At 54.9% G+C, this 20,063-nt stretch carries 20 protein-coding genes; 2 read left to right on the forward strand and 18 right to left on the reverse strand.

What is annotated here, in order from left to right:
* Nucleotides 1-116: 116 nt before the first annotated feature.
* The 3 genes from DXY31_RS04975 to accD are packed head-to-tail and all read right to left on the reverse strand — an operon-like array spanning nt 117 to nt 2,501.
* Nucleotides 117-1,196, reverse strand: coding sequence for a Gfo/Idh/MocA family protein (locus DXY31_RS04975; protein ID WP_114992709.1), 1,080 nt, complete (start codon nt 1,194-1,196; stop codon nt 117-119).
* Between the two features lie 31 nt (nt 1,197-1,227).
* Nucleotides 1,228-1,623, reverse strand: a complete 396-nt coding sequence (locus tag DXY31_RS04980) for a hypothetical protein (protein WP_114992711.1) — start codon at nt 1,621-1,623, stop codon at nt 1,228-1,230.
* Nucleotides 1,620-2,501 (reverse strand): acetyl-CoA carboxylase, carboxyltransferase subunit beta, encoded by an 882-nt coding sequence (gene accD / locus DXY31_RS04985; RefSeq protein WP_114992713.1) that lies wholly within the window; start codon nt 2,499-2,501, stop codon nt 1,620-1,622. The genes DXY31_RS04980 and accD overlap by 4 nt, the downstream gene beginning before the upstream one ends.
* A 424-nt stretch (nt 2,502-2,925) precedes the next feature.
* On the opposite strand from accD, the gene DXY31_RS04990 reads away from it, so the two are divergent.
* The gene (locus tag DXY31_RS04990; protein WP_114992715.1) at nt 2,926-5,037 is read left to right on the forward strand and encodes a S8 family serine peptidase; all 2,112 of its coding nucleotides are present in this window, start codon (nt 2,926-2,928) and stop codon (nt 5,035-5,037) included.
* A 333-nt stretch (nt 5,038-5,370) separates the two neighbouring features.
* A complete protein-coding gene (locus DXY31_RS04995; protein ID WP_114992719.1) occupies nt 5,371-5,919 on the forward strand; it encodes a ferritin in 549 nt (182 codons plus the stop codon).
* Nucleotides 5,920-6,020: 101 nt separating this feature from the next.
* Here DXY31_RS04995 and DXY31_RS05000 read toward each other — a convergent pair whose 3' ends face one another.
* The 15 genes from DXY31_RS05000 to hisA form a co-directional block, all read right to left on the reverse strand.
* Nucleotides 6,021-6,854 carry an A24 family peptidase gene (locus tag DXY31_RS05000; RefSeq protein WP_114992720.1) on the reverse strand — a complete coding sequence of 278 codons (834 nt, stop codon included), beginning with the start codon at nt 6,852-6,854 and terminating at the stop codon, nt 6,021-6,023.
* A complete protein-coding gene (locus DXY31_RS05005; RefSeq protein WP_170953563.1) occupies nt 6,851-7,195 on the reverse strand; it encodes a hypothetical protein in 345 nt (114 codons plus the stop codon). The genes DXY31_RS05000 and DXY31_RS05005 overlap by 4 nt, the downstream gene beginning before the upstream one ends.
* Before the next feature lie 32 nt (nt 7,196-7,227).
* Nucleotides 7,228-8,130, reverse strand: coding sequence for a phosphoribulokinase (locus tag DXY31_RS05010; RefSeq protein ID WP_066905483.1), 903 nt, complete (start codon nt 8,128-8,130; stop codon nt 7,228-7,230).
* 75 nt (nt 8,131-8,205) lie between these two features.
* Nucleotides 8,206-9,279, reverse strand: a complete 1,074-nt coding sequence (leuB, locus tag DXY31_RS05015) for a 3-isopropylmalate dehydrogenase (protein ID WP_114992721.1) — start codon at nt 9,277-9,279, stop codon at nt 8,206-8,208.
* 31 nt (nt 9,280-9,310) lie between these two features.
* Nucleotides 9,311-10,390: a UDP-3-O-(3-hydroxymyristoyl)glucosamine N-acyltransferase gene (lpxD, locus tag DXY31_RS05020; protein ID WP_114992722.1), complete on the reverse strand. Its 1,080-nt coding sequence runs from the start codon at nt 10,388-10,390 to the stop codon at nt 9,311-9,313.
* Nucleotides 10,391-11,485: 1,095 nt separating this feature from the next.
* Complete coding sequence (proB, locus tag DXY31_RS05030) at nt 11,486-12,607, reverse strand: glutamate 5-kinase (protein WP_114992724.1); 1,122 nt, start codon at nt 12,605-12,607, stop codon at nt 11,486-11,488.
* A complete protein-coding gene (locus tag DXY31_RS05035) occupies nt 12,604-13,113 on the reverse strand; it encodes a YqeG family HAD IIIA-type phosphatase (protein ID WP_114992725.1) in 510 nt (169 codons plus the stop codon). The genes proB and DXY31_RS05035 overlap by 4 nt, the downstream gene beginning before the upstream one ends.
* Nucleotides 13,113-13,655 (reverse strand): DUF3727 domain-containing protein, encoded by a 543-nt coding sequence (locus DXY31_RS05040; RefSeq protein WP_114992726.1) that lies wholly within the window; start codon nt 13,653-13,655, stop codon nt 13,113-13,115. Before DXY31_RS05040 ends, DXY31_RS05035 begins: the two co-directional genes overlap by 1 nt.
* A complete protein-coding gene (ruvX, locus tag DXY31_RS05045; protein WP_114992727.1) occupies nt 13,652-14,158 on the reverse strand; it encodes a Holliday junction resolvase RuvX in 507 nt (168 codons plus the stop codon). The genes DXY31_RS05040 and ruvX overlap by 4 nt, the downstream gene beginning before the upstream one ends.
* A gap of 1 nt (nt 14,159) precedes the next feature.
* Nucleotides 14,160-15,233, reverse strand: a complete 1,074-nt coding sequence (locus tag DXY31_RS05050) for a hypothetical protein (protein ID WP_114992728.1) — start codon at nt 15,231-15,233, stop codon at nt 14,160-14,162.
* Between the two features lie 51 nt (nt 15,234-15,284).
* On the reverse strand, nt 15,285-16,451 hold the full coding sequence (locus DXY31_RS05055) for a F420-0:Gamma-glutamyl ligase (protein ID WP_114992729.1): 1,167 nt from the start codon (nt 16,449-16,451) through the stop codon (nt 15,285-15,287).
* 60 nt (nt 16,452-16,511) lie between these two features.
* A complete protein-coding gene (locus tag DXY31_RS05060; protein WP_114992730.1) occupies nt 16,512-17,048 on the reverse strand; it encodes a thylakoid membrane photosystem I accumulation factor in 537 nt (178 codons plus the stop codon).
* A gap of 54 nt (nt 17,049-17,102) precedes the next feature.
* A complete protein-coding gene (locus tag DXY31_RS05065; RefSeq protein ID WP_114992731.1) occupies nt 17,103-18,719 on the reverse strand; it encodes a DUF3685 domain-containing protein in 1,617 nt (538 codons plus the stop codon).
* Between the two features lie 27 nt (nt 18,720-18,746).
* A complete protein-coding gene (locus tag DXY31_RS05070) occupies nt 18,747-19,142 on the reverse strand; it encodes a Fur family transcriptional regulator (RefSeq protein WP_114993072.1) in 396 nt (131 codons plus the stop codon).
* 137 nt (nt 19,143-19,279) lie between these two features.
* On the reverse strand, nt 19,280-20,050 hold the full coding sequence (hisA, locus tag DXY31_RS05075; RefSeq protein WP_114993073.1) for a 1-(5-phosphoribosyl)-5-[(5-phosphoribosylamino)methylideneamino]imidazole-4-carboxamide isomerase: 771 nt from the start codon (nt 20,048-20,050) through the stop codon (nt 19,280-19,282).
* Between the last annotated feature and the right edge of the window lie 13 nt (nt 20,051-20,063).

Raw genomic sequence — 20,063 nt, forward strand, 5'->3', positions numbered from 1 at the left:
TGATCAAAATATATTTATTTTTATTAAAGCGATCTAAACAATGCGCAGCCTTTTCAAAGGCACGCAAACTGGTTGCGGTTGATACAAAGTTGACCGCGCATTAAGCGCTCCGGCAATCAGCATGACGACAAAGTCCTGTCACAGGCTTGCTGACTCGCCAGGCCCTCAGCGAGGCCGGGCACCATTGGATGGCCGCTATCGATGCTTTCCGCCCACCAGCGCTGCAGACGAGCGACAGGGGCCACGCGTCCATCACTCCATGTGGTGCCGAAGCGCAGATCCTCATCCGGCTGGACGTTGCGAGGAGCTTCTCCATCTCTCTGCAGGGTGAGGGAAAAACCATGCACATAATCCTTCTGGTTTTCACTTCCGAGAACCAGACTGCCTTCGGATCCGTAGATCTCAATCCAGCAGCCACGACCATTGCGGGCGACCGAAGACAGTGCCATTTGAGCGGCTACAGCCCCGCCCTGGTGAGTCGCTAATTCGACATTGATCAGGGCAATGTCGTCAGCGTCGACGGGTCGCATGCTGCCTTCGGAATCTGGTCGCCGTTCAATGGCGGTGCGTGTCATGGCCCGTGGTTCTCCCACAGAACCGATCAACCAGGCCAATGTGTCAAAGGCATGGGTCCCTAGAGCTCCGAGAACGCCTCCCCCTTGGTGTGCCTGCGAATACCAGTTCCAGGCTCGTTGCGGATTGGCCCGGCTGCTCATTAACCAGTCCAGTTTCACGAGCCAGGGAGTTCCCACGGCACCCTGCGCGAGAAGGCGTGCCGTCTGTTGAAACAATGGAACTGCTCTGTACTCGAAGTCAACGGCAACGCTGAGACCTCTGCCGATGGCTTCGCGCTGCAGATCCGCCACCTCCCCGGCGTTCAGGGCGACCGGTTTCTCTAGCAGCAGATGCTTGCCTGCTTTCAGAGCTCGCTTCGCAAGCTCATACCGGGGGGCCGGTGGTGTGGCAATGATCACCGCATCGACTTGGGAATCCTCGAGGAGTGAGTCCCAGCTGCTGTGGCCATTCAGCCCTGAGTTGCTGCAGGCCTGGTCCAGCCGATCCTGACGGGGATGCCAGAGAGCGACCGGCTCCAGCTCAGGAACGCTCTGTAGAGCGGGTAGATGCACCGCTTCGCCGAAGCCGAGACCGGCTATGGCAACACCAATCGGGCGTTGTGCTGTCGGATTGGGAGCCATGGGGAACTGGGCGAGCGTGAGCAGGAAGCGGTTAGGTCAGTTCGGAACTGCAAACGGCGTTGATGACTTCGGTGATCAAATCATCTTTGGCCGGCGCTTCCCAGTCAGCTCTAAAACGAGGCAGGCCGTTCTTCTGAGTGTCTCGGTAAAGCGACTGATCACAATCGATCTCCATCACCACAAGCGTCCCCAAGGCAGGCGACTCGTCGTCTGTTTTCAGGCTGTATCGGCTGAGAACAGAGACATTGCCATCTCTCGTTCTGCGGACGCTTCCCGCGTCCCACCACTGCTGCCCTTCGCTGGTTGATGGCACTTCACGCCAATCAACAGGACCAGCGAAAACAGGCTGCGCCAGCACCACGATCAGCAAAGCCAACAGTGCTGATGTCAGACACTGTTGAACTCGTTTGGGCAGATTTTCGTTCATGCCTGGACTGGGACCTCAGGACGACAGCCATGCAGGGTTAAAAGCGTTGCCAAGGTGGTTTTTAGCTGGGTTCGCGGAACGATTGTGTCAACGAAACCATGGTCTTGAAGGTATTCGGCCGTCTGAAAGTTGTCGGGAAGCTTCTCCCGCAGGGTCTGTTCAATGACTCTCCGACCTGCAAAGCCGATCAGAGCCTTCGGTTCGGCCAGGATCAAATCGCCGAGCATGGCGAAGCTCGCCGTGACGCCTCCGGTTGTGGGGTGCGTCAGCAGTGGCATGTAAAGCACACCGGCTTCGCGATGGCGTTCCAGAGCACCGGAAATCTTGGCCATTTGCATCAGGCTCAGCATCCCTTCCTGCATGCGTGCACCTCCTGAGGCACAGACGATCAGCAGGGGCAGGCGCTTGGCTGTGGCCGCCTCAATGAGACGGGTGATTTTTTCCCCCACCACGGAACCCATGGATCCCCCCATGAAACGGAAATCCATCACGGCAAGGGCCATGGGTATGTCGTCCACCCGGCAGAGTCCGGTGATCACACCATCACGAAGTCCTGTGCTGGCTTGGGTTTCACGCAGGCGATCGGCATAGGCACGTCGATCTTTGAACCCCAATGGGTCGGTGGGAGTCAGGTCGTCGTCAAGCGGTTCAAAGCTGCCTTCGTCGGCAATGATCGCGATTCGCTCAGCACTGAAGATGCGGTGGTGATAGCTGCAGTTGCCGCAGACGCTTGCATTGGCCAGAAGGTCTTTGCGATAGACCACCTGGGAGCATTCAGGGCATTTGCTCCAGAGACCATCCCCCTCCTCGGGCTCCTGCGCGACCTTGACCACGGACTGACCCTTGCGACGATCAGCGAACCAGTCGAACAGGCTCATATCCCTTCAGACCTCTAGATCAACTAGTGATCGTAGTTGTTTGCAGCGGGCCAGCCAAAACAGCTGCTTCAAACAGTACCAAGGAATTCCCCAAGTTTTTGAGATGCCAAGTGCGATGCCAAGGACGACATAATTTCACTTTCAAAGTGAGGCAGGAATTGGTAAGGAGCAGGCTTGCGTGATCGTGTCAGTTCCTCAAATGCCTGCCGAGGATGTTTGTACCTAACTGGGTTCTTTTATTCAAACCAATATCAACTCTTTGATGATCAAAATCGAATCTCACTGCATAGTCGCTTCTTGACTTGTCATCGGATCTGATGGATCGATGCCTGTTCTCAGGCTGCCCAAAGTCAAAAACAAGCTCTTAACCGTTCCTTAACCTTCTCTGCGCATATTGAAGATTGATCGACCTCGGATTGGGTTAATGGGCTCCGAATCAATTCAGATTCAGTCAGGTGAATTAAAAACATTCAGCACATCACTTGGGGAACTGCAGAGTATTCACCCCAGCGACGGCGCAGGTTCTGTTTTTGTTAAATTTTCGGTTCTTGATGCAGTAAACTTAAATATCACTTTGTCGCAATTGCCAGGTGATTATGATCTTTATATTGGACAAATTGATCCAGAGACTGGAGGGCCTTATTTCACTGTTTACCCATTTGATCAACCAACTGTTCTCAATAGTTCTACGAATCCTGGAAGTGAACCGGAAAATGTATTCGCGCAATTAGAGCCAGGCGAATACTGGCTGCGAATTGTGCCTCAAGTTGGGTTTGCGCAAGGTCTGAGTCAAGATCTAAGAGACGCTAAATTTGAATTGTCCTTGGATGGAAAGACTTTTAATGATACAACTCTCTTGAGTGATGATGTGCTTCTTGATCAGCAATGGCATCTGTTTAACACTGGTATTGTCGGTGATTGGAGAGATCGAGGTGGTCAATGGCTAGCAGCGCCTAATGTTGACATTGGCGCTCCGGAAGCGTGGAAGCTAGCTGTTGATGCAGATTTGCCGATCGCTATTATTGATACGGGAGTTGATGTTAAGCATCCCGATCTTATTAATAATCTGTGGATCAATTCCCGTGAGATCCCAGGTAATGGTGACGATGATGATGGTAATGGAAAAGTAGACGATATTCACGGCTGGAATTTTGTCAACGACTCGCCGGAAATGAATATTGATGAAAGTCATGGAACGCATGTTGCCGGAATTGCAGGCGCTCAGGGAAATAATCAGATTGGTGTTTCGGGAGTTGCCTGGAATACGCAACTGATGGTGCTTGATGTTTTTGGTGGAAAACCTACATACGAAAACTCTGATCTTTTAGATGCCATCTATTACGCCGTGGATAACGGCGCCAAAGTGATCAATATGTCACTGGGTGGGGCTTTTAAATTAACCCCACAGGACTTTTTGAATAGTCAGGATCCTGAGGTTGGACGTTTTAAGTCGGCCTTGCAGCATGCTTATGAGAATGATGTCTTTGTTGCGATGGCTTCTGGCAATGATGGGACGGAATATTTTGATCGAAATAAATGGGATAGTGTCGGTAACTTTGATGCGTATACCTCACAGCCAGCTGTATTCAGCCAAATCTTTGGAAATATTGCTTCAGTAGGTTCCTCTAATGCTCAAAACTTCAAGTCTAGTTATAGCAACTATGGTCAGTCCATTTCCATCAGTGCTCCAGGCGGTGACGGAAGCAGTGTGATTGTTGGAGTGAATGCGCTTGGGGACCCGATATATGCAAACACATCTCGGACCGAGATTCTTAGTACATTGCCTGTGGGAACTGGAGATGTGGGTGATGGAAATTATGGATATCTTGCTGGCACATCGATGGCTTCGCCAGTGATTGCTGGAATGGCAGGGCTGATCCGTGCGCAAAATGCGTCCATTTCAGCTCCAGAAACCTTGGCGATTTTGAGGGCCGGAGCTATTCAAAATTCAAGGCTGAACTCTGGGGTGAATCAAAACTATCAAGCTAACCTTTATTACTCCTTGCAGCTTGCGCAAAATTGGCAAGGGCCAGACTCGCTCACTGGAATAGGGCAGGAGATTGCGCCGGTTTTGAATCTCTCCTCGCTCACCACAGCGCAGCGTCTTACGGGTTCGCTTGGCATGAGTGGCCAGGCAGGTGGCGATTCTCTGATTGGTTTCTACCAGGTTCTTGATACAGAAGGAACGGTGATCGACGCGCTCGGTAATGCCGTCAGGCCAGGAGATGCGAATTATCAATCTGTTGCGTTGAATTCAGGCAATTTAGTGGATGGGCTGAATGGTCTAAATCTCGATGGGAATTCTTCGCTTACGCGTGACTATGCATTGAGTGGTTCCTTGAGTGGTGTCTATTTAGCGCCTTATGTTATTTCAGGTGCAGACACTTGGTTTGCCTGGAATGAGGCCAATGCTGATGGCATTGTTCGCTTCAAGGCGCTGGGCCCGAATCAATTCGGGTTCGCTGCCATGCCTGGATCAAGTGGCGGTGATTTCACCGATGTGGTGATCTCTTTCTCAAGTGATCAAATCTTATGAACACTTTATTCAGTGTCTTTTGAGTTTGATTCTCCTGCGAGGGATTTGGCGGAGGTAGTCATCTGGTGACCAATCCGCTCCCCTTTAAGGAATGAAGGCGCTCCATGATAGTTGCATTTTCAGTTGCCAGTTCCACTGGGTGTCTTGAGTCATATCAACGACGGCTCATTTTGTTGGTTCATTCGGTTACGGCTGATCACTAATCGTGAGTTGAATCAGGCGTCGCCTCGAGTATCATTTGTTGCAGGCGTGATGTGCTTTGGGCCTTTTTAATCTTTGCTCTAGGGCTCGCTGGGAACGGCATGTCTATAAAAAATTATCAGCTTTCTTTTTATGGCATCGCATACTTCGGCAATCAATGAACATCTTGCGCTTGAGTTTCAGGCTAGTCATACATATCTGGCGATGTCGATTTGGTTGCGTGAAAGAGATCTGATTGGTTTCTCTAGTTATATGCTTAATAAGAGTACTGAAGAGCGAGGTCACGCCTCTAAGTTTATTGCCTATCTTGTTGATAGTGAATGCAATGTTCAGCTGCCAACGATCGATTCGCCTGAGAGAGAGTGGCAGTCTGTTAAAGCGCTTTTTGACAAAGTTTATGAGATGGAAAAGACCGTCACTAAGTCAATCAATAACATCTACACGCTCTCTGAGCAGGAAGGCGACAGAACTGCCACGGCCATGCTTGATTGGTTTGTGGGTGAGCAACTGCAGGAAGAATCTGAAGCTCGCTTTGTTCTGAAACGATTGCGCCTGGCCGACTCCAGCCCGGCGGCATTGATTCTGCTTGATCAACAGTTCCTCGACGGAACCTTGCTTGCCAATGTCAAAGCAGGAGGAGCTTTTGACATTGCAGGAGCTGGCGGCGGTGCTGCGGTCTGATCAAAATCAGGCTGAGCGAACTCAGGTCTGGGTTCATTCCCTTATGGGATGAAAAAGATTCAAGGCTCGTTGACCTGTCACTCCAGGATGAACGGGCTTTTTTATGGTCCTATCAGTGCTACCCACTGACTCCACCACCATCGGGGGCCCATTAACCAGACCAGCCAGATCCCTATGGCAATAAAAGGACCGAATGGAAAAGGTTCTCTGGGTTTCAGGCGGCCTGTGATCCTGCCGATGACTCCGAACAATGCCCCTGAAATCACAGCGATCCCCATCGCCACTCCAAGTCCAGTCAGTCCCAGCCAGGCTCCGGCCATGGCTGCCAGTTTGGCGTCACCTAGCCCCAGTGCAGGTTGACCCACCAAGCGTTCCGCCAAAGCGCTGAGAGCTTCCAGGGCCAGTAATCCCGCTGCTGAGGCCAACAGATGATTGAACAGAAGACTTCCGGCCGTCTGCTGCTCTGCAAAGGCTGTCACAAGTCCAGTGGCCAGTAGTCCCGCGATCACTCCTCCGCGGCAGATGGGTTCCGGCAGCCAGAGGTGATCAATGTCGATCAGCACCAGCGGCATCAACAGGCTGATCAGCACGACTCCGCCTACCAGCGTGAACAGACTCGTTATGGAGTTCGTTGACAACGTGCCAGCGCTGAAGCCGGTGGCCCACGTTGCACTCAGCCACAAGCCTGCAGTGAGAGCTTCAATTAGCGGGTAACGCGCTGAAATGGGTTGATCGCAGTTGCGGCAGCGTCCTCTCAAAGCCAGCCAGCCGATCACGGGGATGTTGTCGTGCCATTGCACGGAATGGCCGCAATGAGGACAGCGACTGCCCGGCCACACAACGGACTCTTCTCTCGGTAGCCGCCAGACGACGACGTTAATGAAGCTGCCAACACAGGCTCCTGTCAGCAGCACGATCCACAGGAGTGGGTTCAAGACCCCTGCCCTCTGAGCCGTTCTTTTGGATGGCGTGATCGCCGGAGCCTGCGACTGATTAGTTCTGCACTGATGAATTGTTCATCGGGCAACAGCGTTGGTGCATCGAGAACAACACGCCCCTCTGTGAGATGGATATTCACCACAACCCCGTAGGGTTCGAGTGAATGGGTTGATTCGCTCAGATGCTGGAAATAAATGCTTCGGGCCAAAGCGATCAGGCGTCTGCTGTCCACTCGGTCCCAGCGTGGAGTGAGGCTGGCGTTTCCGCCGGCTCCCGCGATCACGAAGGAGGGAGGTGAAACAGAAATAGGCTCACCTGAACATTCAGATGAGCCCACGATAGGACTGATTGGGACTCTTGATGAAGCAATCAGTTCAGCTTTTTCTTCTCTTCAATCATGCGGTGGATGATTGGTGTGAGGATCAGCTCCATAGCAAATCCCATCTTGCCTCCGTTCACCACGATGCTGGTGGGACTGGACATGAACGAGTCGTGGATCATGTTCAGAAGATCGTTGAAGTCAATCCCCCATTTCTCTCGAGCCCCCTTGCGGAAGTGAATGATCACAAAGCTTTCATCTGGGCTGGGAATGTTCCTGCAGATGAAGGGGTTGGAGGTATCGACCGTTGGGACTCTCTGGAAATTGATATCGGTGCGACTGAACTGTGGACAGATGTGATTGATGTAGTCAGGCATCCTGCGCAGGATGGTGTCCACAATTGCTTCCGCTGAATAGCCCCGCTCGGCATTGTCACGGTGGATCTTCTGAATCCATTCGAGATTGGTGATCGGCACCACACCCACCAAAAGATCGGCGAGTGATGCAACGTCGTAGGCATCACCTTTTACTCCACCGTGAAGACCTTCGTAAAACAACAGGTCCGTGCCAGTTGGAATGTCTTCCCAGGGTGTGAACTGGCCGGGGTTTAGATCGACTCCTAGGCGTGAATTGTGTTCGGCGGCTTCTTCTGGACTGTGCAGGTAGTAGCGCTTCTGCCCGCCTCCTGTTTCGCCGTAGACGCGGAAGAGTTCCTCAAGCTTGTCAAACAGGTTGGCTTCAGGGCCGAAGTGGGAGAAGTTCTCACCCTTGGCCAGAGCATCAGCCATGGCATCTTTCATGGCCATGCGCTCGAAGCGGTGATAGCTGTCACCTTCAACGACAGCCGGTGTGATGCTTTCACGGGCGAAGATGTGCTCGAAGGCACGCTTCACGGTGCTGGTGCCGGCACCTGAGGAACCGGTGACAGCCACGACGGGGTGACGCTTCGACATCGACGGAGGCAGATCTGGCCCGAAGAGTTTGGCAGGTCAACGGACCGATTCCGAATTTTGCTTGATCTAATCCGCTCAGAGTGCCTTGAGCAGCTCTTCGCCCATCGCCCTGCAACCCAGTGGTGTACAACCTTCCGCCATTAAATCGCCGGTGCGGAAGCCCTTGGCCAGCACTTGATCCACAGCCTTTTCCAGTGCGTCAGCAGCGCTGGGCTGCTTCAAGCCTGTTCTCAGCATCATCGCTGCGGAGAGAACCATGGCCATGGGGTTGGCTTTGTCTTGGCCAGCGATGTCCGGGGCTGATCCATGCACCGGTTCAAAGAGCCCCGGCCCGTCACTTCCCAGGGAGGCTGAGGGCAGCATGCCGATGGATCCCGTAAGCATGGCTGCCTCATCGCTGAGTATGTCGCCGAAAAGATTGCCTGTGAGCAGGACATCGAACTGACGTGGAGCTCGCACGAGCTGCATCGCAGCGTTGTCCACGTACATGTGACTCACCTCCACGTTGCTGTAGTTGTTCGACAAGGCATCCACGCGGTCTCTCCATAGCTGGCTGACATCAAGAACGTTGGCCTTGTCAACAGAGCAGAGTTGGCCCCTCCGCTCACCCGCCAGCTCGAAAGCCACCTTGGCGATCCGATCCACCTCTGAATTCGAGTAGGTCATGGTGTTGAAGCCCCGTTCTTCTCCATCAGCTTCGATTCGACCTTTTGGTTGGCCGAAGTAGATGCCACCTGTCAGTTCACGGACAACCATCAGATCGACTCCTTCAATGACTTCCGGCCGAAGAGTGCTGGCATCGATCAAGGCGGGCACAATCTTCACCGGGCGGAGATTGGCGAAAAGCTGCATGCCTGAACGCAGCGCCAGCAGTCCGCTTTCCGGTCGCTTGTCTCTCGGTAATGCATCAAAACGTGGACTGCCGATCGCGGCAAGCAACACGGCATCCGCTGAACGGCATGTCTCCAGCGTGCTTGCCGGCAACGGTTCTCCAGTGGCGTCGATGGCGGCTCCACCGATCAGCTGTTGATCGAACGTCAGGTTGAAGTCGAAACGAGAGGCGACGACTTCAAGCAGCTCTCGGACAACGGCGGTGATTTCCGGACCGATGCCGTCACCAGGAAGAAGAACGACTCGATTCTGATCCATGTTGCCGAGCCCGGACAGTGCTGGGGGGAGATTACTGAGCGGTCTCTGATCCTTCAGGGCGAGAGGCCGGTGGTGCAGCCTGACGCTGGAGCTGTCGAAGTTGTTTGGTCATTTCCGGCAATTTGCTGAAGGCCGCAGAACAGCGCAGCCAGAGCCTATTGGGAATGGCTGGATAACCACTCACCACTTCCCCTGAGGCGATCTCGCCATGGATGCCGCTCTTGGAGCTCGCGATGGCTCTGTCGCCGATCACTGCACGATTGGCGACGCCCACCTGTCCGGCAAGAATTACCCCATGACCGAGACGCGCTCCACCGGCAATACCCACCTGTGAGGCCAGGGCGCAGCCCCGTCCTGTCACCACGCCGTGGCCGATCTGGACCAGGTTGTCGACTTTGCTGCCGGCTCCAATCCGCGTTTCACCCACGGAGGGACGATCAATCGTGCTCCCGCAGCCGATCTCGACTCCATCTTCGAGAACCACCAATCCGGTCTGGGGCATCTTGCGCCAACCCTTGGCCGTTGGCACAAAGCCAAACCCCTCGGATCCCACGACTGCGTTGGAGTGAACAACGCAACCTTTGCCGATGCGGCATCCGGGGTGAAGAACGGCATTGGCATGCAATTCGCACCCTTCACCGATTTCCACATTGCCGTAGATCACCACTCCTGGATGGATCACGGTTTGAGCTCCGATCCGAGTGTCATCCCCAATCGTCACGTTGGCGCAGACGCTGACACCAGCGCCAATCTGCACGCGATCGGAGATCACGGCGCTGGGATGAATGCCGGCGTTTTGAACAGGACGGGGATGCAATTGTTCCAGTGCTTCTGCGAAAGCCAGTCTTGGATCGCGACAGACGGCCCAGGCCAGTTTTCTTTGCTCGGCAAATGTCTTCAGCTCCTCCTGATCAGGCAGGAGTAGTGCACCCACTGCACTGGTCTCAAGGCTTGTGATCAGGGCATTGCCTTGTTCAAGGAAGCTGAGCTGATCGGGTTGTGCGCATTCAAGAGAAGCAGCCCCACGCAGTTCAGGATCTTGGCCTCTGGAAACCTTCAGAACGCCGCATTCGCCCTGCTCAAGAATGGCGATCAACTCGCTGAAGCGCATGGAGACGTACCGATTGACTGAACATCGTTTTCACAGCTGAAATTCTCAGGCTGGTTGGCAACGCGTTCGCTACTGACAGCCTTTGAGAATCCAGTGAGAAGTTCCAGTTAATTTAGCCGGCTAAGAGGTTGATGATGCGCCCCCAACGGTTCCGAAATCACGACTTTTCGTGAGTGTAAATAGGCGATACTGGTTGACTGCATTTGCCGAACACCGCGACTAGGTAATGCTTTATGAAGGGATTTTCGATTTTTTGTCTACTCTCAATTCTGCCAATGCTTCAAGGAGCAAGCAAGTACTTTCGTGCTTTAGTTTTGAGGTTTAAATTCTTGAGTGCTGAATTCTTAGGCCTTGCGGCTTGAGGCAAGTGTTGTTGTTGTTTCGTTTCTAGGTTTGGATTTTTTGTCAATATTCTTTCGCTCCGTTGTTGTCTTTTGGTCGTATTTGTTTAGTTGAGAAAAAGGTTGGTTAGCCTGTTGGCTATGCTGGACCATCTCAACAAGCAGTTATGTCCAAGTGGATTCTGATTCTTGGAGTTTTGTATTCAGGCCTTCTTCTTTATATCTATTTGATTTTGCCTGCAATTAAGTAGTCCTTCGCTGTCGGTTCGGTGCGAATCCGTTCATCTGTTTGAAGGAGTTTATCCTTTTTCGTTAGTTTGCGCATTGATCGGAGTTGGATTGAATGGGTTATAAGCGACTGAAGGTGGGTTGGTTAGGTGATGTATTGCTTCTGATGTTGTTGGTTGTGGTAGACGCTGATACCACTGCGTAGCGAGTCTATCGCTAATCTAGCGATGGTTGTTAATCTTGTTATGTCAGCAAAACAGGATCCGATTATTAGTTTGTTCGCTGCAGCGTCTGTCGGGGCATTTCTGTTGACGTCTTGGCTGGCCCACGATTACGCCAATATTATTATCCCATTTCTCTTGCTTAGTATGATTTGTGCCAACGGATTTGGGTATTATATGGGACTTTCCGCAAACAAATAGGTCTTTGAATTATGCTAAATTATTTGAGTTTATGCCGGATTGATCAGTGAATTTGGGGGGCTTGAGATGCCTTCCCCTTTAAAATTCTCATTTAAATGCACTATTCATGAATTTGAGCCCTGGTGTGTTGTCGGCATCATCAACACCATGGCGTCGCGATGGACCACGACAGGTGAATTGCCAGTGGTTGTCTGATTCGATGACTGCTCGGTCAAGAGATCGCTCAACTTCTCGCTGCTCATCGTTGCCAGCCCTCTAGCCACTTCCTGGCCGTTCTCATTAAGCAGGAGCACAGCCTGGTTTGCATCGAACTGTCCCTCCAGCTCGGTGACACCAACAAGCAGAAGCGAAGCTCCCTTGTTCAGCAGTGCTCGACAAGCTCCTGGATCAAGGTGCAACGAACCTGTTGGTTTCAGTGCATGGGCTAGCCAGCTCTTGCGATTGCCAAGCGGTTGAGGATGGGGATGGAAAACAGTGCCGCCTCGCCCTCCGCGCAGAATGTTCTGCAGTGGCTCAGATTTTCGGCCATCGCCCAGATGCACTGTGACGCCGCTTGCTGTGGCGATTCGAGCAGCCGCAAGCTTTGTGGCCATTCCCCCAGTCCCCCACTGGCCGCCGCTGCCTGCACCTTCTTCGAGCTCTCCGATCTGCTCGTGATCATGCACATCCTTAATTGGAGTGGCATTGAGATCACTGCGAGGGTCTGCTGAGTAAAGGCTGTCCACATCAGTGAGCAGAATCAGCTCATCTGCCTTGACTGCAGCAGCTACGAGAGCTGAGAGGGTGTCGTTGTCACCGAATTTCAGCTCGTCCGATGACACCGTGTCGTTGCCATTCACCACAGGAAGCACTCCCCACTCGAGCAGTTGATTCAATGTGGCGGATGCATTGTGGTAGCTCAAGCGGTCTGCAAGGTCCGCTCGAGTGAGAAGCACCTGCGCTACGGGAATGGAGTGGCAGGAGAATGCTTTTTCATAGAGGCTCATTAAATATCCCTGGCCCACTGATGCGGCAGCCTGCAGGCCTGGAAGGCTGAGGGGACGCTGGGTCATTCCGAGCCGTTGGCAGCCGAGACCAACGGCTCCAGATGACACCAATACCGTTCGATCGCCGCGGCCCATGCTTTCCGCCAGTGTCCTGGATAACCCTGCAATCGCCTCAGCCGTGGACGTTTCTTGGCGTTGTCTCAGCAGGCTGGTACCCACTTTCACAACCCTGAGCGTCATTGACCCACTGCTCCAAAAAATCTGGCGAGATGCCGTTCCAGCCTTTGAACACGATCGTGACTGCACGGTGTGCCGTCGAAGCGAGGTGGTCTCACTAACACGGTGTAAAGCCCCAGTCTGTTGCCGGCAAGAACATCGGTGAACACGCGATCCCCCACCATGGCGATCTCTGCGGGCACATTTGGAAGCTTGTTGATCACACGGCGAATCGCTCCTCTTCGAGGCTTTGCTGCCGAGCAGGTGTACGTCACATTGAGCTGATCCGCCACTGCCTGGATTCTCTGACGCGAGGGGTTGTTGCTGATCAGATGGATGTGCAGCAAACGCGATGCTTCGTCAGCCCAACGACGCATTGGAGCGGGAAGTTCCACATCACGCCCTGGAAGAAGGGTGCGGTCCACATCGAGTAATAGAACCCTGATTCCCCTCCCGATTAGTGGTTCCAGGGGCAAGTGGGCCAGGGTCAGCCCCGGATCCCAATCCGGTATTAGCCAGTGACGCTGCATCACTCAGGCAGTCCCTGTTCATCCAGCTCGGCTTCAATTCTTGGTTGAACGCGGTCGAACTCATCACCCTCGACCAGCAATGCTGCACCGTCGTCCATCCTTGCCACAACAAAAAATGGATCCAGAGGGATGTACAGGCCGTATTCCTGTTCATCCACCAGAAAACTCACCAACAGCTCGTAGGTCTCGGATTCATCATCAACGTCCTCATCGTCGAGATCTTCGGGGTCTGGTTCATCAAGCTCACCGTTGACGGTCAGAGTCACCGCTGAGCGAACCAGGGTGAGATCGTGTTCCTGAAGCACGACGTCAGCGACTGAAAGGATCGGTTCGCTACTGGTGATGCTTTCGATCAGCTCCGGATCATCCCCGTCTCGCAGCCGGAACAGACATACAGGCGTGTCAACCGGCGTGAGCAGGGCGTAATCCTTGTCATCGAGTGGAATGAGTTGCTCAAGAAAACAGAGCAGGTCATGTCCGTCACGGTCCTTGACGAGAACGGTGGGCACCTCACCGCTGGATGCAGGTCCGCTTGAACTCATGGCGCTGGAGGAATTGAAATACAGGATCTTGCATCAGCATCCGTTTCGCCACGATCCTCAGGCGCCATCTGGACTGGTTGCGCTTCAGGTCCATCGGCTAGCCACTGTTCAAGCAGAAGTGCTGCCGCTGCGCTGTCCAGTCGGCCAGTGCGATCACCATGCAGCTGATGGCGCTCTCCAGCTGCCCAGCTGCTGCTGTGCTCGTTCACAAGGGCCATCGGAAGTGACAGGGCACGGGCCAGGCGGACTCCGTAGCGATGACAGTATTTGGCTTGCATGGTTGGGTTGCCGCTGTCATCCAGAGGAAGTCCCACGACCAATGCTTCTACCCGGCGATCGTCGCAGAGTGTCTTGATTTGACTGAGATCGTTGCCGAAGTCACCACGTTTCAACGCCTGGAGTGGTGTGACAGTCAATCCAAGGCCGTCACAGCCTGCCAGTCCGATTCTTCGACGCCCTACATCAAGGCTGAGAGCAGATCGCGCGCGGGGACGTGAGTTCAACTCAACGCCTCGGGGCCAGGCTCGGGGTGGGCAATGGAGGTTGTTGAGGCTGCAGGCGACCAAGCATGGATTCAAGTGGCCGGAGCCCACCCAGGCTGCGCTGGTGCACACGCCTCCAGATGCTTCGCCCCAGCATCATTTCTTGAGATCCTTCCTGCCATCCCTCTCTTGCGAGTACGGACTTCAGCTGGTGGTCTTCTTCCGCAACGAGAAGTGTTGGGGGAATCGGCTGACTGAGTAGTTGAGATAACGCTGCGGGTAATCCAATGCCGATGCGTTCATCCCACGCCGGACCCCGCAGCACTTCAAGACGGGGTGAATCCATCCCCCATGGACGCTTGATCAGCCCTGCAATCACCTGACTGCTTTCATCTCTCTCCACTGTCAAAACAGTTGACCCGCCGCCGCGCAGGTCGAGCAGGTCGCACCACTGGCGATCAAGGATCTGTCTGTGCTGTGGACTGATGCTGGCCTGCTCAAGGGCCAACAGCTGTCGTGCATTGTTTTGGTTGAGAGGATTCCAGCTGAGTCCTTCTGACAGCTGCAGATTGCTCTCTGCGTCAGGGGGTGATGGCGAAACTGTGACCGGCGGATTCCAGATGCGCGCCTGGCGCAGAGGCTGAAATCCAAGCTCTCGCAGGAGATCCAGTTGCGGCCGGTCCGTGGGGTCGCAGCGCACGAGCCAGCTACGACAGCGGGCGATGTCATCGCTTAGTGCCTGCTGGATCAGCAATCGCAGGCCTTGCTGGCGACTGAAGTGAAGAGGTGAAGCAATGGAGAGAACGTCGAGATGCCAGCAACTGTTGCGACGGTTGCTGGAGCGCATTAGTAGCAGGGATTCGATCTGGTCCGCTGATTCAGAGGACGACTCAATCAGAGCGAGCACCCGCGTGAGTCGCGCGTTGAGAGGGTCAGGAAGACACTGTTCGAGACGGCTAAACCAGGACTGAACCAGCAAGCTCTGCAGAGCGCTGTTCTCGATGCTGGAACAGGCATCGGAAGCCGACGCAATCTGGGCCAAATGACCGGCTTTTAAGGGCTCAACCCTGAGCCGGAATCCGGCTGATGTTGCCACGGCAGCCCTCCACCACTGTTTAAATCTATCGCCGCCTTTCGTTGTGTGAGGTCAAGCCGGCCTGACCAGCACCAGTGGAGTGCGCTCGTTGGCATTCCCCGCTGGGTTGGGTCGTAGAGCGCGATGTAGCAGCGCTTCATCACAGCCGTTGCTCGAGGCCAGGACCTTCACCCGACCAAGATCGTTGACATCAACGATTGCAACGCAGACGCCCAGAGCGTCTGCGGCATCCTGGCAAAGGCGGACCGGCTCTGCTGGGCCAAGCACGATGGTTTGGTCGTAAGGGGGTGTTGTTCCGGTGATGTCATCAATCAGGCGCGCTTGATCGCCGGCGAGTCGATAGAACCAGCCTTTAAAACCAACACTTTTCAGCGCCAAGCCAATCGACCAAGCGAGGAGGACTCGGGTCGGTCCGACCTGATCGATCAGTGTTTGCAACCCGCAGGCGGTAGCGAGGCTGCTAGTGGGGTGGAACACTCGGCAGAGCAAGCGAGCGATCCAGGTCGGTTCGACCATGGAGGGATGGTTGTATCTCCCCTGAATCACCGCGACAGGGGTTTCCCCGATCGTGAGAATGTCACCTGGTTGCACGAGCTCGCCCGCATAGTCACGAAGTACCTCAATGGTGTTATCGAGAGGTCCCAGCAAGTGCGTTTTCAAGGGAAGCACCTTGCAGTTCTCTCCAGCGCGGAATTCAGCTTGGCTTGGCTGCACCACAGCAGGTCTGCGTAGGGGCACAACCACGCCCTGGCGACGGTTGAGACGTCCGAAGGGGCCGTAGTTCACCCAGTTGACATCGATCCAGACCGTATCGACCCGATTGGCAATCACCTCGCCTGTCTGACCGCTGAGGCTGACGTTGACCTTGATGCGAGTGGTTTTGTGACCTTTCACGATGTAGGCCGGCCAGTAGCCGTCTGCCCGAGTGTCTTCGTCAGGATGGTGTGGTGTGATCCGGGTTTTGACCGTTACATCGCGCAGGTTTGAGCTGCCGATCAGAACAGGGTTGATCTGTAGCTCAGGCACCATCACCTCCATGCGCGCATGGGGGTTGGAGATTTCGATCCATCCCTCCAGTTCAAGATCATTGCCATTGCTTGCAACGCTCCAATCGTGCTGGCGAAGTGTCAGAGGAGATGCCGGCCTCAACCGATGCCGCGCTTCGATCCAGAACACTCCCAGTCCGATTAGGAGCAGAATCACAAGCAGAACACACATGTCAACGTCGGCTGTCGGCCGGTCTCAATGGCGCGCAGCGTAAGGCGTCCGCGTGAACGTTCAACGTGAGATCACTTCCGTGTTGAGCTCGTTGAAACTGAGGCTCATACTTTCTCCCTGCGGGGCGGGAAGTCCGGTTGCCTGACTGATGGCAGCGTTGATCTGCTCGAGAGGGACTTGCCCCTCCTCGTCGAGCAACAGCTGGCCATCTCCGTCGATCACCACCACCTGCGGAACAATTCCGTGCCAGTAATGCGCAGGATCAGTGAGGTCGTTGGTGGTTCTCCCCTGCAGAGCGTCAGTGGTCAAAGGCAGAAGGTCAACGCTGTTTCCCCAGAGCCTTTGAAGTTCCGACACAGCTGGAGAGAAGGCTTTGCTTGTTCTGCTGTCATCGAGGTAGTAAACGATGACGCTTGTGCGTCCCGCTTGTTGTGAATCAGCCAGGGTGACAGCAGGGGGAACCAGAGATCCATTACCGGCATACAGCGCGAAAATATTGCCGTCGTAGCTGTCTGTTTCCCGTATGGCCTGAGCCGGTAACGCCATCAGCATCAAGGCCAGTACCGCGACGATGGAACGGATCAGAAACGCGGTCATGGCACCGATACAGTCCGGCCATTCTGAGCCCTGGTCACCCCTCGCCGCTGAGAATCAGCTGCGCCCGAGACTTCGACCCATGCCTTGAGCAATGCCACGTCCGATCAGACCGATCGCCCGACCTACCACCTGGGTCAGCACTACCACCATCAAGTCACCAAGACGTTTCACCAAGGCCTGAACCTGTGGTGCGATGGCATCTCGGGCTTCCACGATCAGAGCGACCTGCTGTTGCCACCAGCGCAGACGCCTGAGCTCCTGATCCCTTGGCTCGGTCAAAAGCAACGGTTCGATGCGTCCTGTTTTGAGGCTGAACAGCAATCGCCGACTCTCGTACAAGCGGATCGGACGTTCGATCCAGTCCTGCCAGCGCGACTGACTGTTGAGTTGGTTGCGCAGACGTTCCAGCTCGCGTGTGGAAACCAGATTCTGCTGCAGCAGATATCGGCGCAGTTCGGGCCATTCGCCGCAGACTCCGAGCAGTTCGGAACCAATCAGCTCTGCTGTGCGCACAAGCCAGTTGCTGATCAGGGTCTCCAGCTGCAGCAGAGCTCTGGGATCGTCTGAGGGAAGCAGCTGACCATCGACGAGGACCGGTTGATCCAGCACCAGGGACGCCAGCATGGTCTGTGGGTCTGGCAGCTCATCATCCGATTGTCGGAGATCCGTCCGATCCACCAGTTGGTCGGCCACGGCAACAAGACTTTCGCCCTGCGGAAGCCGCACATAGTTGCCAGCGACGCTGCGCAAAGCTTGCTGCTTCACTTCTGTCTGCAAGGAGTGCCAGCGAGCACTCAGTGCTTTCTGGTCACGCGTGCAGACAAGCTCATCGTCGCGCAGACGTAAAAGAACCTCATGCAATTGCTGCAGAAGAGCGAGTAAGAGGTCGCGGCGTCGTTCCGGATGAAGCCCCTCTATGGCCAGCAACTGGCCTGTGCCGTTTCCGAGTCCACTGCTTACAGCACCTTCGAGTCGTTGCTGAATGGCATCCCAGACGGCCGCCGGTTGTCTGTCGCTCAGAGTGAGTTCAAGTGTTTTGCTCTGATCACCTAGCGGTACCGCCTCAGCCAGGCCGGTGTGAAGCGGTCCCCAGAGCCAAAGAAGGAGGTTTCTGGCACTGCGCAGTTCACGACAACGACCCTCCAGCATCAGTCGCATCACAAGATGCTCAGGCGGGGGATCGAGTAGCGCTTCGATGACTTGGAGATCTCGACCGATCTGCTGCAGGCCACTGACCAGAAGCCACTGCGCAATGCTCAGGTCCTGGTCGTTGCTTGAGGCGTGAGCTGAATGGGGCTTGATCTTCAGCACTCTGCCTCCACTCAGGAGGGTCTGGACCGCCTCCCTGAGTCCTGCAAGGTCTGGGTCCTGGAGAATGCCATCGCAGTTCAAGGAGAGCAGTGCCTGCGGATCACGTCTGTAGTCGGCGGGTAACAGCAGCAACATGGGTGCAGGTGCCCAGCGTTGTTGCAGCTGCAGGATCTCCCGCTCCAGAATCAGAGACTGAGTCTCCGTCGGCAGTGACCAAATCACAAGTGAAGGTTGCCCCTGAAGCTGATCCGCCGAACGTCTGACCCGAACTGTCAGCTGTTCAGTGGAGAGTTCCGCAGCAAGGCTTTCACCGAGAAGATCGGGAGCGAAAAGGAGAATCTCCCGGTCCTGGTCGGTCACGGTGCCCTGAAACTGTGCTGATGAGCGTCAAGGTAACGGCACTGGCGAGGATGCTCCAGTGGCAATTCTCGGACGGCCGTTCAGCTGCAGGGTGTACGACTCGATGTTGAATCCGGTCCGGCGTTCGATTTCTCTTAGAAGATCGTCTGGAAGTTTCACATCCAGGTCTTCGATCGCACCTGTCTCTAGGCAGGTGAGATGGCTATGGGGATCGTTGCGATACCCATACAGCCGACCACTGGCTCGATCGAGGCACTCGATCACACCCGCACTTTGAAGTGCTTCAAGGTTTTGATAGACGGAGGTATGGCCGATTCGCCGGCCTTGCTGGTTGATTTTCTCAAAGATGTCTCTTGCGCTGAGGTGACTGGCTTCGCTCCACAGCAGGTCGAGCACCATTCGCCGCTGTCGGCTGAGTCGCATACCTAGATGGCGGCAATGATCGAAGGCATCCTGAAGCGTGCGCTTGTCGCTGGATCCCTTCGGCAGAAATGACTGGACCAGCGACTCCACGGCAGTCGTCGTAACGATTTCAGGTTAGACCCGGCTGGATGATGCTTTCAGGCCATGTCGTTCAACAGTCCTGTTGGTGGGTCCTGAAGTCGTCCATCGCCCAGCCCCATGAGCGCCTCTCGCAGGTCAATGCGGCCGTCGTAGAGAGCTCGTCCAACAATCACAGCCTCAACGCCGAGGGGCTCCAGTGCTAACAGGGCAAGCAAGTCAGCCATGCAGCCCACTCCGCCTGAGGCGATCACAGGAACAGCGCTGGCCTCGGCCATCTGCCTCAGGGCTTTGAGGTTGGGTCCCGCCAGGGTTCCATCGGTGCTGATGTCGGTACTGATGATGGCTGCAATCGCAGATTCACTGAAGCTTGCGGCCAGTGCAGTGGCTTCCGTATCGCTGTTTTCCAGCCATCCCCTTGTGGCGACTTTGCCGTGGCGGGCATCAATGCCGACGATGATCTTGCCGGGATGGCGGTCCGCCAGCTCCACGACAAGTTCTGGTTGCTCCAACGCGACCGTACCGAGAATGACGCGTTCGAGACCGCACCCCAGAAGTTCCTCGGCGCGTTCAGCCGAACGCACGCCGCCACCGAGCTGAACAGGGATCGAAAGCGCCTCTGTGATTGAGCGAACAGCAGCATCGTTGATCGGCTGACCGCTGCGAGCACCGTCGAGATCCACGAGGTGCAGACGGCGAGCCCCTTGGTCTTGCCAGCTCAAAGCCTGGGATACCGGGTCATCGCTGAAGCGGGTGACCTGGTCGTAATCCCCTTGGTGTAAACGCACGCAGGCCCCACCCAGCAGGTCGATGGCTGGAATGATCTGCATGGCCGTTGCAATG

Source organism: Synechococcus sp. UW179A (genome assembly GCF_900473965.1).
Taxonomy (GTDB): domain Bacteria; phylum Cyanobacteriota; class Cyanobacteriia; order PCC-6307; family Cyanobiaceae; genus Synechococcus_C.

Coding starts and splice junctions, on each gene's coding strand:
- leuB (WP_114992721.1), bottom strand. CDS start 9,279: ATGGATCAGAATCGAGTCGTTCTTCTTCCTGGTGACGGCATCGGTCCG.
- DXY31_RS05035 (WP_114992725.1), bottom strand. CDS start 13,113: ATGCAGCGTCACTGGCTAATACCGGATTGGGATCCGGGGCTGACCCTG.
- DXY31_RS05040 (WP_114992726.1), bottom strand. CDS start 13,655: ATGAGTTCAAGCGGACCTGCATCCAGCGGTGAGGTGCCCACCGTTCTC.
- DXY31_RS05010 (WP_066905483.1), bottom strand. CDS start 8,130: ATGTCGAAGCGTCACCCCGTCGTGGCTGTCACCGGTTCCTCAGGTGCC.
- DXY31_RS05060 (WP_114992730.1), bottom strand. CDS start 17,048: ATGACCGCGTTTCTGATCCGTTCCATCGTCGCGGTACTGGCCTTGATG.
- lpxD (WP_114992722.1), bottom strand. CDS start 10,390: ATGCGCTTCAGCGAGTTGATCGCCATTCTTGAGCAGGGCGAATGCGGC.
- DXY31_RS04975 (WP_114992709.1), bottom strand. CDS start 1,196: ATGGCTCCCAATCCGACAGCACAACGCCCGATTGGTGTTGCCATAGCC.
- DXY31_RS04990 (WP_114992715.1), top strand. CDS start 2,926: ATGGGCTCCGAATCAATTCAGATTCAGTCAGGTGAATTAAAAACATTC.
- proB (WP_114992724.1), bottom strand. CDS start 12,607: ATGACGCTCAGGGTTGTGAAAGTGGGTACCAGCCTGCTGAGACAACGC.
- DXY31_RS05055 (WP_114992729.1), bottom strand. CDS start 16,451: ATGTGTGTTCTGCTTGTGATTCTGCTCCTAATCGGACTGGGAGTGTTC.
- DXY31_RS04980 (WP_114992711.1), bottom strand. CDS start 1,623: ATGAACGAAAATCTGCCCAAACGAGTTCAACAGTGTCTGACATCAGCA.
- accD (WP_114992713.1), bottom strand. CDS start 2,501: ATGAGCCTGTTCGACTGGTTCGCTGATCGTCGCAAGGGTCAGTCCGTG.
- DXY31_RS04995 (WP_114992719.1), top strand. CDS start 5,371: ATGGCATCGCATACTTCGGCAATCAATGAACATCTTGCGCTTGAGTTT.
- hisA (WP_114993073.1), bottom strand. CDS start 20,050: ATGCAGATCATTCCAGCCATCGACCTGCTGGGTGGGGCCTGCGTGCGT.
- DXY31_RS05070 (WP_114993072.1), bottom strand. CDS start 19,142: ATGCGACTCAGCCGACAGCGGCGAATGGTGCTCGACCTGCTGTGGAGC.